Here is a 14,436-nt window from a genome sequence, read left to right as displayed (position 1 = left end):
TCGGCGTCAGTCCTTCCAGGCGTCGGCCAGCAGCGCGCGCGTGTCTCGTAGTAACTGGGGCATGATCTTGGCGCCGCCGATCACGGTGATGAAGTTGGCGTCTCCGCCCCACCGCGGGACGACGTGCTGGTGCAGGTGTTCCGCCAGCGAACCGCCGGCCGGCGCACCGAGATTGAGCCCGACGTTGAACCCGTGCGGGCGCGACACCCGCTTGATGGTGCGGATGGCGTGCTGCGTGAACTGCATCAGCTCGAGGCTCTCCTCGGCCGTGAGTTCCTCTAGGTCGGCCACACGTCGGTACGGCACGACCATCAGGTGGCCCGGGTTGTACGGGTAGAGGTTGAGCACCGCGTACACGTGCTCACCGCGCGCCACGATCAGCCCGTCCTCGTCGTCGAGGGTCGGGATCTGCGTGAAGGGTTCCGACGCCATCTTGTCGTCGGTCTTCGGCGCCGTCGCGATGTAGGTCATCCGGTGCGGCGACCACAGACGCTGCAGCCGATCCGCGTCCCCTGCACCGGTGTCGACGATGGCGCCGTCGGTGTCCTCGGTACTCATCCTTCGTCGCCCCCGGCCGGGAATGCGCCGCCGAAGATCTCTGCGGTCGGCGACTCGTTGCGACGAGCAGCCACCCACGCGGTCAACGCGGTCACGGCCTGGTCGACGGGGATTCCGTTGATCTGGGTGCCGTCGCGGAAGCGGAAGCTGACCGCGCCGGCGTCGACGTCGTTCTGCCCGGCGAGGAGCATGAACGGCACCTTCTGGGTGGTGTGGTTGCGGATCTTCTTCTGCATCCGGTCGTCGCCCGCGTCGACCTCGGCGCGCAGGCCGGCCTTCTTCAGCGCCGCCACGACGGTGAACAGGTGATCCTCGTACGCCTCAGCCACCGGAATGGCCACGACCTGCACGGGCGCGAGCCACGCCGGGAACGCGCCCGCGTAGTGCTCGGTGAGGACACCGAAGAAGCGCTCGATCGAACCGAAGAGCGCGCGGTGGATCATCACCGGACGCGTCTTGACGCCGTCGCTGCCGGTGTACTCGAGGCCGAAACGGTCCGGAAGGTTGAAGTCCAGCTGGATGGTGGACATCTGCCAGGTGCGGCCGAGGGCATCCTTGGCCTGCACCGAGATCTTGGGACCGTAGAACGCGGCGCCGCCCGGATCCGGCACGAGGTGCAGACCGGACGCGCTGGCCACCTCGGCGAGTGTGGTCGTCGCTTCTTCCCACACCTCGTCGGAGCCGACGGACTTGTCGGGGTTACGGGTGGAGAGCTCGAGATAGAAGTCGTCGAGGCCGTAATCCTTGAGAAGACCAAGCACGAAGTTCAGCGTGTTCGTGAGCTCCTCGTGCATCTGCTCGCGAGTGCAGTAGATATGAGCGTCGTCCTGCGTCATACCGCGCACACGGGTCAGGCCGTGGATGACGCCCGACTTCTCGTAGCGGTAGACCGACCCGAATTCGAACAGCCGCAACGGAAGTTCGCGGTACGAGCGGCCGCGGGAGTCGAAGATCAGGTTGTGCATCGGGCAGTTCATCGGCTTGAGGTAGTAGTCCTGGCCGGGCTTGCGCACCGTGCCGTCCTCGGCCAGTTCCGCGTCGAGATGCATCGCGGGGAACATGCCGTCCTTGTACCAGTCCAGGTGACCCGAGACCTCGTACAGCGTGCTCTTGGTGATGTGCGGTGAGTAGACGAACTCGTAGCCCTGCTCGACGTGCCGCTGGCGCGAGTAGTCCTCGAGCTCCTTTCGGACGATGCCGCCCTTCGGATGGAAGACCGGCAGGCCGGATCCCAACTCGTCGGGGAAGCTGAACAGGTCGAGTTCGGATCCCAGCTTGCGGTGGTCGCGACGCTCGGCCTCCGCGAGCAGCTCGAGGTAGGCGTCCAGGGCCTCCTGCGACTCCCACGCGGTGCCGTAGACGCGCTGCAGGTCTGCCTTCGACTGATCGCCGCGCCAGTACGCGGCCGAGCTGCGGGTGAGCTTGAAGGCCGGGATGTACTTCGTGGTGGGAACGTGCGGGCCACGGCAGAGGTCGCCCCATTCACGATCTCCGGTACGCGGATTCAGGTTGTCGTAGGCGGTCAGCTCGCCGCCGCCCACCTCCATGACCTCCGGGTCGTCCACGGAGCCCTTGTCGTCCACCAGTTCCAGCTTGTACGGCTCGTCGGCCAACTCGGCCTTCGCGGCATCGAGCGAATCGTAGACCCGGCGAGAGAAGCGCTGACCACTCTTGATGATCTGCTTCATCTTCTTCTCGAGCTTGGTCAGGTCCTCCGGGGTGAACGGATTCTCGACGTCGAAGTCGTAGTAGAAGCCGTTCTCGATGGGCGGACCGATACCGAGCTTCGCCGACGGGAACATCTCCTGCACAGCCTGAGCCAGCACGTGGGCGGCGGAGTGACGGATCACGCTGCGGCCGTCCTCGCTGTCCGCGCGAACGGGCTCGACCTCGCAGTCCTGCTCCGGCGCCCAGGACAGATCGCGGAGACGGCCGTCCTCGTCACGCACGACGACGATGGCGTCGGGACCCTTGTTGGGGAGGCCGGTGTCGCGCAACGCCGTTCCGGCGGTCGTCCCTGCGGCCACGCGGATGCGGGGTGCGAGGACAGCGGAATCGGGCATGCTCACGGTGATGCGCTCCTGGTGTGGGGTGGGAGGACGAGAGAGTTGTCGATGACAGCGTATCGGGAGGACCGACACGCCAGATACCTCACCCGACGAGGGCGGACCACCGGTGGGCGCGATCTGCCGGTGTACGACGCGGGCAACTGGTGCACATCGACTCCCCCGCCTCGAAGACGAGACAGCACGAACTCCGCCGCAGGAACCGCCTGGTGCCCGCCGCGGGGCGCCCGTCGTCGGCCGGCGTGACGCTCCCGTCGCGTGTCACATCGACCAGCCGGGGCTCCGGGAACCGCTGCGCGCGCCGCCTCGAGGTCAACGACGCGATCAGCGGTGACGCGTCCTCGATCCGTCCCAGCGCGGAGGCGGCATCGAGCGTGCGATTCGCCACGGAGTCCGACGCGACGGCCCACAGGCTCGGCGCCGACAGTCCCGGCACGCGGGCACAGAGCGTGCGGACGACGAGATCGACGACGTCCGCCAGTGCGTCGGGCGCATCGACCGCGTCCACGATCGACGAGGACGTCACCGCCTCGAGAGTTCCCGTACCGCCGATCGACACCGTGGACACGGACGCGCCCGGATCGATGCACTCCCCCGTGACGAGAAGCTGTGACGCGACGACGAGAGCGAGGGTCGAACTCGAGCCGTACCACCACAACGTCGCGCACGTCGTGGCCGACACGTCGGGCCATCTCCGTGCGGCACGCGCGAGGGCAGCGTCGACGGTGTCCGGGTCGCCGAGGCGTCGAGCGTCGGGTGGGTCGACCGTCATCAGGCCGACCGTCCACGGAAGGGCGTGGCCCGTTGCGGACACCACGTCCGAGACGTGACTCAGAGCGGACTCTGCAGCCACGCCCAGTCCAGGCCGACCCACCCGGCCACCAGTTCCAGTGCGCCCAGGAGCCACAGAGTCGCCAGCACGACGGCCACCGTGAAGAGAAGGCCGATCCCCTTGACGACCAGGTTCTGACGTCCGAACCATTCCATGAACGCGTCGTATCGCACACGCACCCAGCGGAGGACCTTCTTCGCCCACGCGAATTCCGAGGCGAGAATGCCGAGACCGGCGAAGACGATCAGCCAGCCCGGTCCGGGGTACGGAATTGCCACGATGCCCAGGAGGAGAACGATCGTGCCGACGACTCCGACCACGATGCGGTAGATGCGGTCCGCCCCCGGTCGGGCGGCGATGCCGTCCCGGAATTCGCGGTAACGGCTGCGCTCCTCGTCGCGGGAGGCTCGGGCGGGGGTAGCGGCCTCGCGTGAAGGTGCGTCGTCGGTACTCACCGGGCCACTTTAACCGGGGCGACGTCCGCGGGGGCCGGGACGCGGCGGGCCGGAGATGACGGAAGGCCCCCGCCGTGTGGCGGGGGCCTTCCGATGTGTGGTCCCGGCTGGGTTCGAACCAGCGACCTTCCCGGTGTGAACGGGACGCTCTTCCACTGAGCCACGGGACCGTACGGCCTGCGTGAGCGCCGAACGAGGAGAAACGGTAACACGTCGGTGGAAGTGCTTCCAACACGGACCGCAGCCGGCTCGGTGACCGATGGGCGTGACTGGTGTGACGCCAGGGAAACACGGTGTGAACAGCGGATTTGTGACTTCCGGGCGACGTGGGCTAATGTTTCGAACCGCACCACGGAGGCGGAAACGCAGCCGGGGAGTGTGCGGACGTGGCGCAGCTGGTAGCGCACAACCTTGCCAAGGTTGGGGTCGCGGGTTCGAATCCCGTCGTCCGCTCGAGGGTATCGAAATCCCGGTTCACAGGGTTTTCGTCACCACGGTGGAGTGGCCGAGTGGTGAGGCAACGGCCTGCAAAGCCGTGCACACGGGTTCGATTCCCGTCTCCACCTCGTCACCCGTCACCGGGTCCCGCGCGATTAGCTCAGCGGGAGAGCGCTTCCCTGACACGGAAGAGGTCACTGGTTCAATCCCAGTATCGCGCACCACACAGAAAAGCCCCCTTCCTCGGAAGGGGGCTTTTTCGTGCGTTCAGCCCACCCGATATCGCTCGAACAGCTCGTCCACGTGTCGGGTGGCTGCCTGATCGTCGACGTACTCGACGCCGTCCCGTTCGGTCACGTGAACATGGTCGTGCGCGTACTGGATCCACTCGAAATCGGCCACCAGCTGATCGCTGCCGTAGGCGCCGGCCTCGTCCACGGCCGTCTGGATGGCCGCCTTCACGCGGTCGACACGTCCGGTGAAGTACTGCGCCGTCATCTGCTCGGTCATGTCTGTCCTTCCCTCGGGTCGTGTCCCATCCTGCGCGCCCGGACGGCTCCGGTGTTGCGAACGACACGTCTCGGCGGTAACGGAGGCCGAAGACACAACGGTGCGGACGGTGGCGATCCGCCGAACCGGGTCGGCTCCCCCGTCGTTGGTGATTGACTGTTCCCATGCCTAGTTGGGGATGGTTCGTGGTCGCACTCGTGATCATCGACCTGGCCGTCGTCATCACGTGGTTCGCCCTGCGTCACCGCACTCGTTCCGCTCGACTGGACGTGGCTGCCGACCGCCATCCGGTCGACCCCGACACTCGTACGGCGGCCGCCGCGCTGGTGCAGGCCAAGAAGCCCGCACAGGCGATGGCACTGCTGCAGAAGAGCACCGGGATGCCGCTGCGGCAGGCCAAGGATTATGTCGACGCGATCGGCGTCGAGGATCGGGCCCACGCGCTCCACAACGAATCGGCGTGACGATGCCACCCGTCGCGTCGGCGGCGACCGCAGCGGACCTGACAGACCTCGCAGCGTTGGCGGCGCGCACCTTCCCTCTGGCGTGTCCGCCCGGCACGCTCCCCGAGGACATCGATCACTTCGTCGCGACGGTGTTGTCCGAGGCAGCGTTCGGTACGTACCTCGAGGATCCGGACCGCATCGTCACCGTCGTACGCGGAGACGACGGTCCGGTCGGGTACACGATGCTGGTCTCCGCGGCTCCTACGGACCCGGACGTGGTGTCGTCGCTGACGGTCACACCGTCGGTCGAGGTGAGCAAGCTGTACGTCGACTCGGCCGAACACGGGTCGGGAATCGCGGCAGCACTGATGGACTCGGCCGTGCAGGTGACCCGGGACCTCGGTCGGCGAGCCTTGTGGCTCGGTGTCAACCAGCAGAATCTCCGAGCCCTGAAGTTCTACCGCCGCAACGGGTTCGAGCAGGTCGGCGAGAAGAGATTCGCTCTCGGCGCGGTGCTGCACGAGGATTTCGTCATGCAGCGTGTGCTCGACTGATCAGACGGACGCGAACCTCGACAGGGCGAGGAGTCGGGACGTCGCGCGCAGGTACTTCTTGCGGTAGCCGCCCTGCAGCATCTCCTCGGTGAACAGCTCGTCGAGCTTCGCTCCGGACACGGTGACCGGCGTTCCGGCGTCGTACAGACGGTCGGCGAGGACGACGAGTCGCAGGGCCACCGACTGGTCGGGCGCGGCGTGCACGTTCTCGATGAACACCCCCGTGACACCCTCGATGAGCTTGCCGTAACGGGACGGATGCAGCGTGCTGAGGTGCTTCACCAGCTCGTCGAAGTCGTCGAGCGTGGAGCCTTCGACCGCCGCCGCGGCGGCCTCGATCCGGTCGGCCGCCATCGGATCGGGGGCGGGCGGCAGATCGCGGTGACGGTAGTCCGGACCGTCGACCCGAATGGACTCGAAGATCGAGCCGAGCTTCTTGATCTCCCGGAGGAAGTCCTGGGCGGCGAACCGACCCTCGCCCAGCTGGCCGGGAAGCGTGTTGGAGGTCGCGACGATGGACACGCCCTTCGCCGCCAGCTCGGTGAGCAGACGGGAGACCAGCATGGTGTCGCCCGGATCGTCGAGTTCGAACTCGTCGATGCACAGGACGCTGTGGCCCGACAGTTCGTCCAGCGCCTTGGTGAATCCGAGGGCGCCGACGACGTGAGTCAGCTCGACGAAGGTTCCGAACGCCTTGGGCTCCGGCGACGCGTGGAAGATCGACGCGAGAAGGTGCGTCTTACCGACGCCGAAGCCGCCGTCGAGGTACAGACCGGCGCCCGAAGCAGGCGTCTTCTTGCCGAACAGGCCGCGCTTGCCACCCGAGCGGATCTTCGCGACCTTGCCGGCGAACTCCTCCGCCTTCGCGACGGCTTCCGCCTGCGTGGGCTCGTTCGGGTCCGGGATGTAGGACGCGAAACTGACGTCGTCGAACATGGCCGGGGGCACCATCTGCGCGATCAGCTGATCGGCAGGCACCACGGGATTGCGATCGACGAGACGTTCCGGCATGGAAAGAGGTTAACGACGTGGTGTGATGGCTTTTGTGCAGCGTATCGATAATGGGACCTACCTCACAGTGAACAGTGACGATCTGGTGGAGCTCTACGCCTACCCGACGGACCCGGGCACGCCCTGGATCAGGGTGAACTTCGTGGCCAGCATCGACGGAGCGGTGTCCCAGGACGGCGTGTCCGGCGGCCTGGGCACCGACGCGGACAAGGCGGTCTTCACGGCGCTCCGCGGATTGGCCGACGCGGTGCTGGTGGGCTCCGGCACCGTCTCCGCGGAGAACTACGGCGGGGTGGTCGTGGGCGAGGAGGTGCGCGCAGCGCGCGTGGCGCGCGGCCAGCGACCGGTCCCGCCGGTGGTGGTGGTGACGGGCTCGGCCAACGTCGATCCGACGGCGGCAGTCGTCACCGATGCCGAGGTGCCCCCGATCGTGCTGACCACGTCCGACGCACCCGAGGATCGCGTCCGCGCACTGACCGACGCCGGGGTGACGGTGGTGCGGGGCGGCGAGACACTGTCCGGACACGCGGTGAAGTCCATGCTCGACGAGCTGGGCCTGTACCGGGTGTTGTGCGAGGGCGGGCCGGGGCTGTTCGGCTCACTTCTCGAGGCCGACGTGGTCGACGAGCTCTGCATCACGACGTCGCCCACCATGGCGGCGGGATCGGCAGGACGAGTGTCCACATCGGACAGTGCTGTCGACCGGCCCATGCTTCCCGCGCACATCCTCGTCGACGACGACGGCACGATGCTGGTCCGATGGGTGAGTAACCGCACGTCGTGACCGCGAACGATCAGAATGTCCGCCGGGGATGGCACTCTGGCGTCATGCAGCTGTCGAGTGTCGGGGGGCGACTGGCCGTCGTGGTGATGGTCGGTGTCGTCGCCGCAGCATGTGGCGCCGGCCCCTCGACGCGGCCGGACGTCGCCGTCGAAGGCGGGTCGACCGGTGGCGCCGTGCCGTCCTCGGACTCGGCCCCCGCCGATGCCGAACCGTTGCCGCTCGAGGCACCGATCACGAACCTGAACTGGTCGGACTGCACAGCGAGGACGACGGGGTCCTACGGTGTCGTGGCGGCGGCGGGAGTCGTCGTGGACTGCGCGACGTTCGCAGCGCCCATCGACCGGAACGTCGCGTCCGACGGCACGTTCGAGCTGTCCGCGGTCCGTGTGCGCCTGTCGTCGACACCGGCCGACGCGGTCCCGCTGGTCTACACCTCGGGTACCGATCGACCGTCGGCGGCAGACATCGCGGCCATAGCGGCGCAGCCCGACTCGTCGCTGCTGGCCACGCACCCGATCGTCGGTGTCGACCGCCGCGGGATCGGCAACTCCGCGCCGTTCGACTGCTACTCGGGGTTGTCCTCGACGCGGGACGCGTTGTTCGATCTGGGCCAGTTCTCCCCCGGCACCGATCCCGCCGACCGCGTGGCGACGCTCGCCCGCGACGCAACCATCGCGTGTACCGACTTCCTTCTTCCGGAGGCGCTGATCTTCGCGACTACCAACAGTGCCGACGACCTCGAGGCGCTCCGCGAAGCGTGGGGCGTACGGGCGCTGTCGCTGCTCGGGTCGGGCAACGGTGCGCTGGTCGCACTGGCCTACACGGCCGCCTACGGCGATCATGTCGCCAGACTGGTGCTCGACTCCCCCACCAGCGTGGTCACCGACGCCGTCAGTTCCGCCGAGCAGACGGTGCGCGGCGAGGAGGCTGCACTGACCGCGTTCTCGACACGCTGCGCCGCGATCGGGTGTTCGCTCGGTGCGGATCCCCGCGCGTCGGTGGTCGATCTTTTCCGGCGCGCCGATGCGGGCGAACTCGCCCCGCTGTCGGGAGCGACTGTCCGCGAGGCCGTCGTCCACCTGCTGTCGTATCCGTCGTCCGGGGACTCCGCGGCGCTCATCCGGACGGCGTCCGACACTGTCGCGGGCGCTCTCGCCGGCAACATCGCCGCTCTGGACGACACCGTGAACCTGGTGCGCTCGTTCACCGAGACCGACGGCCACTTCGTCAGCGTCTGCACCGACGGGCAGCAGTGGCCGGCGCCCGATCGCGTCCGTGAGCTCCAGTCGTCCTGGGCCGGGCAGTATCCCGCGTTCGGTGCGACCGCAGCACTGGACCTGCTCACCTGCTCGGCATGGCCGGCCACGACTCCCCCGCCCGTTCCGTCGACGATCGGTGTGCCGGTCCTCGTTCTCAGCGGAACCGCGGACGCGATCACCGGAACCGAACCGCTGCCGGCCGTCACCGGAGCGCTGGGGGCCGCCGGTGCGGCGACGACGACGGTGACGTGGGACGGCATCGGTCACCCCGTCACGGTGGGCTCGGGGTGCGGGCGTTCCGCCGTCGGTTCGTACCTGGCCTCGGGCGACTTGCCGGGAGGCGGGAATGCGTGTCCGGCCTAGCGGCCGGGGTACCGTCTCCGGGTGTCGTTCCGTCATCTCGAGCCGCGAACCGGTGAGACCACCGCCCAGGTGATCCGCTTCGCGTTGTGGCCCATCGCCATCCTGACGGTCCTCAATCGCGTGATCGTCAAAGCCGTCAACGGCAACATCACCGACGACTTCCGTCCGGTCTACAACGCGGCGTTCGCCTTCCTGAACCGTCGCGAGGTGTACACCGCGAACTTCGACTCGGTGGACCCGCACTACCTCTATCCACCGAGCGGAACGCTGGTCATCGCACCTCTCGCGATTCTGGATCCGGAGCGCTCCCGGTGGATGTTCATCGGCGTCAACGCCCTTGCGGTCGTCGTCGCGCTGTACCTACTGCTGCGCATGTTCGAGCTGAGCCTGTCGTCCGTCGCCGCGCCTGTCGTCTTGTTGGCGGCGTTCTCGACCGAGACCGTCACCAACACCCTCATCTTCACCAACGTCAACGGGTTGATCCTGCTCGGCGAAGTGCTGTTCATGATGCTGCTGCTCCGGCGTCGCTACTACCTCTCGGGTGCCGCCATCGGGCTCACGATCGCCGTCAAACCCACTCTCGCACCGCTGCTGCTCCTGCCGCTCGTGCGCAAGGAGTGGCGCGTGTTCGTCACGGCCCTCGGCATTCCGCTGGTCCTGACACTGCTGGCACTGCCGCTGTCCGTCGACGCGGGCGCCTTCATCACGCACACGCTGCCGTACCTGCTCGAGTCGCGGGACTACTTCAACAGCGCGATCGTCGGGAACGGCCTCTACTACGGCTTGCCGACAGTTCTCGTCCTCGCGCTCCGCGCCGTCTTCGCCGCGATGGTGCTGGTGTCGCTGTGGCTGCTGTGGAAGTACTACCGGCACGACGAGCTGTTCTTCGTCGTCACCGCCAGCGGGGTCTTGCTGGTCGCGTCGTTCCTGCTGACCTCCCTCGGCCAGATGTACTACTCGATGATGCTGTTCCCGCTGATCATGTCGGTGGTGCTGCGCAACTCGGTCATGCGGAACTGGCCCGCGTGGTTGGCCGTGTACGGATTCCTCAGCTACGACAGTTGGCTGGTGGGCAGATTCCCCGAGTTCGGGCGCGCCATCGAGTACCTGCGCTCCACCTGGGGATGGTCGTTGCTGATCATCGTCGTCTTCGCCGTGCTGCTCGGCCGCTACCTCACCGCGCGTCGGGAAGGCCGACTCGATCAGGGCATCGATCCGGCGTTCCTGCTCGACCAGCCGCGGACCACCACAGCGACGCCGTCACCTGCGGCGACAGCAGAGTCCGCGCCCACGCATTAGCGTGGGGGCATGAGTTCTGCACCGGAGAAGAAGCCCACCTACGAGCTGTCCGACGACGAGTGGCGCACGAAGCTGAGCGCCGCCGAGTACGCCGTGTTGCGCAAGGCCGGAACCGAGCGTCCGTACGTCGGCGAATACACCGACACCACCACCGAGGGTGTCTACAAATGCCGCGCATGCGACGCCGAGCTGTTCCGCAGCACCGAGAAGTTCGAGTCGCACTGCGGCTGGCCGTCGTTCTTCGACCCCAAGGACACCGACGCCGTCATCCTGAAGGTCGACCGCTCGATGGGCATGAAGCGCACGGAGGTGCTGTGCAGCAACTGCCACAGTCACCTGGGCCACGTCTTCGAGGGCGAGGGCTACCCGACGCCGACCGATCAGCGGTACTGCATCAACTCCATCTCTCTCGTTTTACACCCGTTGGAGAAGTAGCCCTACCAGCATCTGCGCAGCTAGCCGAACTTTGGCTGGCTGCGCTTTGCGTCTCTACTGAGCGGCTGAGTACGCCTCGATGATCGGCGGCTGAATGCCCTGCTTGGTCGGTACGACCTTGGTGTAGTTACCCTCACCACGCAGCTTGGCGACTGGGTTGTCCGCTAGCCATGCATTGATGGTTTCAGCGAACTCAATAGCCGTCACACCAGCCTGCTCACGAAGCTTGGTGAAGGTCTGCCATGCCTGTTACTTGTCCTCCGACACACTCGGGCTTGACGACTTGGACGACGCGCTAGTCCTGGTGCTCGGGATGGACTTAGGGATGATCGGCTCACCAGCTTCAAGCTTGCGGGTGAACTCAGCCAGCTCGTCTTCACCTGGGTACAGCTCCACGACGGTTGCGTCTTTCGCGGCCACGCCAGCGGCCCGCAAGGTGAGCTTGGTCGGCTTGGTGTCGTCAGGCAGCTTGTCCCCTGACCAGTCACCAACCACTACGGTCTTGATTCCCATGATGTAATCATTCTGTAGTTGGTGCGATGTATGCGCAACATACATCACTAGATGAGTTAGGCAAGAACTGTGCTGGACGATGCTATGAGACGGTTGGGATTCCGGGGTGGTCTTACCCTCACGATAATTTCAATAGTGTTAATTGCAGGGACACTAGCACTTCTCGCATCAGTCAACGCTATTACGATTCAATTCTGGCAACTCCTTGCATCCGTGGCTGGTCCGGTAATCGCCGCTGTCGTGGTCATGACGGGATGGAAGAAAACACATACTGACGCCAGCGCACGAGATTTAGAAAACTGGCGTCGCACTACAGCACTGAAAGCATGCGTTGATCTCATCTCGGACGTTGACAAGTTTCATGTTTCAGTGGACTTTCCAATATCAGGTGAGAAAATGACCTATTTCGTCACGAACCTGTCGTTCGATCTCTTGCGCAGCATCGACCGGAACCTACACATTCTGGCCGTATGCAACGAACAAGAAATACTAAAATATGGGCAGGATAGCCACGACGCCGCGATCGACTTAAGAGACATAGTGTTCGAAGCACTAATGGCAGGTGAGTATGAATTCAAACTAATGTACGAATATTGGGTCGAACGAGTGATGAAAGCCGGCGGTGTGAACAATCAAAAACGGGACATTCTTGTTCACGCGGTTGAAGCTTCATTCACGGGACAACCCGTTACCAGCGAATACTCTCAAAATATGCAGTTCTGATCAGAACCCACTAAGCGAACCGACGGAGGCAAGCATTTTGGAGATAGCTTCGTTAGTAATTTCAATAATTGCATTAGGCGCTTCAGCGGCTACTGTCTATTGGGTTCAAAGAAAAACAGATACGCGCGAGTACCGCAAGTGGCGTCGAGACACGCTTGCCAAAGCAGTGGTTGAACTCATCAATCTTTCTGCCAAACGTATCGAATATATCGGCGTCTATCTACGCAGCGTCTCTGCATACAATCTGAAAAACGAGTACAACGACAAAAGCGGCCTGTTCGATGCTGCGCCGGGGATACTAGCTACTATTGAAATTTGCGAGGCCGAGGAAGTTTATATCGTTGTGCAGAAGATAGTTTTTAAGCATAAAAACGGGGTCGAAGCGATCCATACCGCAGCAACGAAAATCAAGAGTGGCCTAAACTCCTTGGACGATGTTGGCACCGCTTACAGTTATACCGGAGATGCAGAGCGCCTCCATTACGAACTGTTGAGCGAACTCAAGAAAGCACTGAAATGACTCTGAAAGACTGGATGCCGCTAATTACAGTCGGCGCAGCAAGTATCGTGGCAGTAATCGGCTGGGTCGTCATACATAACACTAGCCGTAACCGTGATCTAGATAATTGGCGGCGGACCACCCTAGCTACAGCGTTCACCGAAGTCTCCGCAGCAGTTGGGAAGATAAATACTGAACTGCGTGCCGACTCAAAAAGCATGAACCACGCTCTGATCAAGGCAGAAATAGCGGAGCACATTGAGACAATTCTTAGAAATGTACATCTAATCTCCGCAGTGAAACCAGAGCTGTCAGAGCCGGCTAAACGAGTGTCCAACACTGCGCTCAACCTGGCTACAAAACATGACTACTTCAAGGCCACATGGAACGCTGCTCTCAGATCTCCAAAAGACCCCGAATTGTTGTCACGAGTACAACAGCTGCACACAGGCGATATTCTGACGGAGAATTCTAAAGTGAGTTTGCGGTCGAGGATGCTGACTGACGAATCTATGGCTGTCATAGATCGGACTGCACCAACCCCCTTCAAATTCATCAAACGGCAGTATAGAAAAGCAGGTGGGCGTATACGGCTAATAACGGCACAGCTACTGAATGAGACCAAAAAATGGTACAATAGCAAGCGAACTTAGTTGACTCCTTCGTTCAGTGAACCAGCAGTTCATGCAAAATAGGCCCGTACAATCGTACGGGCCTATTTTATCTATTGAGCGAGTTCTTGATACAGCTCGTAACCTACTATGCGTTCATCTATGTCCAGCCGAGTATTTAGACCAGAGATGTTGAAGATATCTTGCTCATAGCGCGTACCGTTCCACGATTGGTAGCAGGCAGCGCCCTGCTTAGAGCGCAGATTGCCTGCTCGCTGATCTAGCGACCACTCCCCTTCTGGAAGCTCGACGCGTGTGGGCCGGCCTGACAACCTGCTTCGATGCACTGATGTTGTTACCGATGTAGACCTTAACCACCGTCCAGCCAAGTTCCTCAGCTCGCCTCCGGCAGTCCTGCTCCTGGCGTTGCACACCTAGCTGCTCTTCATCACGATCCAGGCCGATACGGGCAAAGATTGCGGCTGAACTGGGCGAACGGCTCATGGCTGACTCTCTCCAACGGGTGCAATTGACGCTACTGCATCAACTCCATCTCGCTGACTCTGGCACCGTCCGAGTAGGTCGTCAGAGCGACAGGTAGTACGTGCTCTGGGACGGGTAGTAGTCGTCGAACGACGGCAATTGCCCGTCCTCTCGCGCTGCCACCAGCATGTCGAGGTAGTACTCCCACCCCGGCCCGATGTCGCCGATTCCCTCGTCCGACTCGAGGTGGTGGACGAACGTCAGCGTCGTCACGTCGTCGGTCTGCGCCAGGGTGATCTCGAAATGCCACCCGCCGGACTCGACGGCCACATGATGCGGCGCCCGGCAGCCGACGATCGTCATGTCGGACACCGGCGAGTTCTCCTCGAAGCCCATCGTCACGCGGATCGTGCCACCCTCGCGGCCCTCACCCTCCCAGCTGCCGTACCAGCGAGCGGTCCGATCGCTCTCGGTGACACTGGCCCACACATCGTCGATCGGTGCGCGGAACGTGCGCCGGAGTTCGAGGTCGACACCCGTGTCGGTGCGGTGGAGCCTGCCGGTGGGTTCCGGATGTCGCGTCATCGGCGCATCGTA

At 64.0% G+C, this 14,436-nt stretch carries 17 protein-coding genes and 4 tRNA genes; 11 read left to right on the top strand and 10 right to left on the bottom strand.

The annotated features are described in order from the left end of the window. Nucleotides 1–6: 6 nt before the first annotated feature. The 5 genes from AC0IX4_RS11875 to AC0IX4_RS11855 form a co-directional block, all read right to left on the bottom strand. Nucleotides 7–558 carry an ATP adenylyltransferase gene (locus AC0IX4_RS11875; RefSeq protein ID WP_042575949.1) on the bottom strand — a complete coding sequence of 184 codons (552 nt, stop codon included), beginning with the start codon at nt 556–558 and terminating at the stop codon, nt 7–9. Then, a complete protein-coding gene (gene thrS / locus AC0IX4_RS11870; protein WP_471829315.1) occupies nt 555–2,621 on the bottom strand; it encodes a threonine--tRNA ligase in 2,067 nt (688 codons plus the stop codon). The genes AC0IX4_RS11875 and thrS overlap by 4 nt, the downstream gene beginning before the upstream one ends. Nucleotides 2,622–2,709: 88 nt before the next feature. After that, complete coding sequence (locus tag AC0IX4_RS11865; protein WP_471829054.1) at nt 2,710–3,477, bottom strand: (2Fe-2S)-binding protein; 768 nt, start codon at nt 3,475–3,477, stop codon at nt 2,710–2,712. Further along, the gene (locus AC0IX4_RS11860) at nt 3,456–3,911 is read right to left on the bottom strand and encodes a TIGR02611 family protein (RefSeq protein ID WP_082043224.1); all 456 of its coding nucleotides are present in this window, start codon (nt 3,909–3,911) and stop codon (nt 3,456–3,458) included. The genes AC0IX4_RS11865 and AC0IX4_RS11860 overlap by 22 nt, the downstream gene beginning before the upstream one ends. Nucleotides 3,912–4,009: 98 nt before the next feature. Beyond that, nucleotides 4,010–4,081: transfer RNA gene (locus tag AC0IX4_RS11855), tRNA-Val, on the bottom strand. Nucleotides 4,082–4,291: 210 nt separating this feature from the next. Here AC0IX4_RS11855 and AC0IX4_RS11850 point away from each other — a divergent pair. From AC0IX4_RS11850 to AC0IX4_RS11840, 3 genes are all read left to right on the top strand, one after another. Further along, nucleotides 4,292–4,364: transfer RNA gene (locus tag AC0IX4_RS11850), tRNA-Gly, on the top strand. Between the two features lie 42 nt (nt 4,365–4,406). Then, nucleotides 4,407–4,477 (top strand) — tRNA-Cys (locus tag AC0IX4_RS11845). Nucleotides 4,478–4,498: 21 nt separating this feature from the next. Next, nucleotides 4,499–4,573 (top strand) — tRNA-Val (locus AC0IX4_RS11840). A gap of 43 nt (nt 4,574–4,616) precedes the next feature. Here the strand turns inward: AC0IX4_RS11840 and AC0IX4_RS11835 are convergent. Continuing rightward, on the bottom strand, nt 4,617–4,859 hold the full coding sequence (locus AC0IX4_RS11835) for a hypothetical protein (RefSeq protein WP_056074679.1): 243 nt from the start codon (nt 4,857–4,859) through the stop codon (nt 4,617–4,619). Nucleotides 4,860–5,044: 185 nt separating this feature from the next. On the opposite strand from AC0IX4_RS11835, the gene AC0IX4_RS11830 reads away from it, so the two are divergent. Beyond that, nucleotides 5,045–5,323, top strand: coding sequence for a hypothetical protein (locus AC0IX4_RS11830; RefSeq protein ID WP_056074677.1), 279 nt, complete (start codon nt 5,045–5,047; stop codon nt 5,321–5,323). A 2-nt stretch (nt 5,324–5,325) separates the two neighbouring features. Next, nucleotides 5,326–5,859, top strand: a complete 534-nt coding sequence (locus AC0IX4_RS11825; RefSeq protein ID WP_052493064.1) for a GNAT family N-acetyltransferase — start codon at nt 5,326–5,328, stop codon at nt 5,857–5,859. Here the strand turns inward: AC0IX4_RS11825 and zapE are convergent, their stop codons facing one another. Further along, nucleotides 5,860–6,870, bottom strand: coding sequence for a cell division protein ZapE (gene zapE, locus AC0IX4_RS11820; protein ID WP_042572680.1), 1,011 nt, complete (start codon nt 6,868–6,870; stop codon nt 5,860–5,862). A gap of 34 nt (nt 6,871–6,904) precedes the next feature. On the opposite strand from zapE, the gene AC0IX4_RS11815 reads away from it, so the two are divergent. From AC0IX4_RS11815 to msrB, 4 genes are read left to right on the top strand one after another with little or no spacing between them, the layout of a single operon-like run. Beyond that, nucleotides 6,905–7,654 (top strand): pyrimidine reductase family protein, encoded by a 750-nt coding sequence (locus AC0IX4_RS11815; RefSeq protein WP_471829314.1) that lies wholly within the window; start codon nt 6,905–6,907, stop codon nt 7,652–7,654. A gap of 44 nt (nt 7,655–7,698) precedes the next feature. After that, nucleotides 7,699–9,276, top strand: a complete 1,578-nt coding sequence (locus AC0IX4_RS11810; protein WP_471829051.1) for an alpha/beta hydrolase — start codon at nt 7,699–7,701, stop codon at nt 9,274–9,276. 21 nt (nt 9,277–9,297) lie between these two features. Next, nucleotides 9,298–10,575 (top strand): glycosyltransferase family 87 protein, encoded by a 1,278-nt coding sequence (locus AC0IX4_RS11805; RefSeq protein WP_471829049.1) that lies wholly within the window; start codon nt 9,298–9,300, stop codon nt 10,573–10,575. Nucleotides 10,576–10,584: 9 nt separating this feature from the next. Continuing rightward, the gene (gene msrB, locus AC0IX4_RS11800; RefSeq protein WP_471829048.1) at nt 10,585–11,010 is read left to right on the top strand and encodes a peptide-methionine (R)-S-oxide reductase MsrB; all 426 of its coding nucleotides are present in this window, start codon (nt 10,585–10,587) and stop codon (nt 11,008–11,010) included. A gap of 54 nt (nt 11,011–11,064) precedes the next feature. Here msrB and AC0IX4_RS11795 read toward each other — a convergent pair whose 3' ends face one another. After that, nucleotides 11,065–11,217 (bottom strand): hypothetical protein, encoded by a 153-nt coding sequence (locus AC0IX4_RS11795; RefSeq protein ID WP_471829047.1) that lies wholly within the window; start codon nt 11,215–11,217, stop codon nt 11,065–11,067. A 42-nt stretch (nt 11,218–11,259) separates the two neighbouring features. Further along, nucleotides 11,260–11,523 (bottom strand): hypothetical protein, encoded by a 264-nt coding sequence (locus tag AC0IX4_RS11790; RefSeq protein ID WP_471829045.1) that lies wholly within the window; start codon nt 11,521–11,523, stop codon nt 11,260–11,262. Nucleotides 11,524–11,592: 69 nt separating this feature from the next. On the opposite strand from AC0IX4_RS11790, the gene AC0IX4_RS11785 reads away from it, so the two are divergent. Both AC0IX4_RS11785 and AC0IX4_RS11780 read left to right on the top strand, forming a co-directional pair. Further along, nucleotides 11,593–12,246, top strand: a complete 654-nt coding sequence (locus AC0IX4_RS11785) for a hypothetical protein (protein WP_471829043.1) — start codon at nt 11,593–11,595, stop codon at nt 12,244–12,246. A 37-nt stretch (nt 12,247–12,283) separates the two neighbouring features. Next, nucleotides 12,284–12,766, top strand: a complete 483-nt coding sequence (locus AC0IX4_RS11780; RefSeq protein WP_471829041.1) for a hypothetical protein — start codon at nt 12,284–12,286, stop codon at nt 12,764–12,766. Nucleotides 12,767–13,941: 1,175 nt separating this feature from the next. Here the strand turns inward: AC0IX4_RS11780 and AC0IX4_RS11775 are convergent. Next, nucleotides 13,942–14,424 (bottom strand): SRPBCC family protein, encoded by a 483-nt coding sequence (locus AC0IX4_RS11775; RefSeq protein WP_471829039.1) that lies wholly within the window; start codon nt 14,422–14,424, stop codon nt 13,942–13,944. Nucleotides 14,425–14,436: the final 12 nt, after the last annotated feature.

The organism is Rhodococcus sp. AC861 (genome assembly GCF_979256035.1).
The sequence above is the reverse complement of the archived record's forward strand: the minus strand, read 5'-3'. Positions and strand labels throughout refer to the sequence as shown.

Excerpts from the sequence above, each read along its gene's own strand:
- thrS (WP_471829315.1), bottom strand. The coding sequence starts at position 2,621 with ATGCCCGATTCCGCTGTCCTCGCACCCCGCATCCGCGTGGCCGCAGGG.
- msrB (WP_471829048.1), top strand. The coding sequence starts at position 10,585 with ATGAGTTCTGCACCGGAGAAGAAGCCCACCTACGAGCTGTCCGACGAC.
- AC0IX4_RS11790 (WP_471829045.1), bottom strand. The coding sequence starts at position 11,523 with ATGGGAATCAAGACCGTAGTGGTTGGTGACTGGTCAGGGGACAAGCTG.
- AC0IX4_RS11775 (WP_471829039.1), bottom strand. The coding sequence starts at position 14,424 with ATGACGCGACATCCGGAACCCACCGGCAGGCTCCACCGCACCGACACG.
- AC0IX4_RS11825 (WP_052493064.1), top strand. The coding sequence starts at position 5,326 with ATGCCACCCGTCGCGTCGGCGGCGACCGCAGCGGACCTGACAGACCTC.
- AC0IX4_RS11835 (WP_056074679.1), bottom strand. The coding sequence starts at position 4,859 with ATGACCGAGCAGATGACGGCGCAGTACTTCACCGGACGTGTCGACCGC.
- zapE (WP_042572680.1), bottom strand. The coding sequence starts at position 6,870 with ATGCCGGAACGTCTCGTCGATCGCAATCCCGTGGTGCCTGCCGATCAG.
- AC0IX4_RS11875 (WP_042575949.1), bottom strand. The coding sequence starts at position 558 with ATGAGTACCGAGGACACCGACGGCGCCATCGTCGACACCGGTGCAGGG.
- AC0IX4_RS11810 (WP_471829051.1), top strand. The coding sequence starts at position 7,699 with ATGCAGCTGTCGAGTGTCGGGGGGCGACTGGCCGTCGTGGTGATGGTC.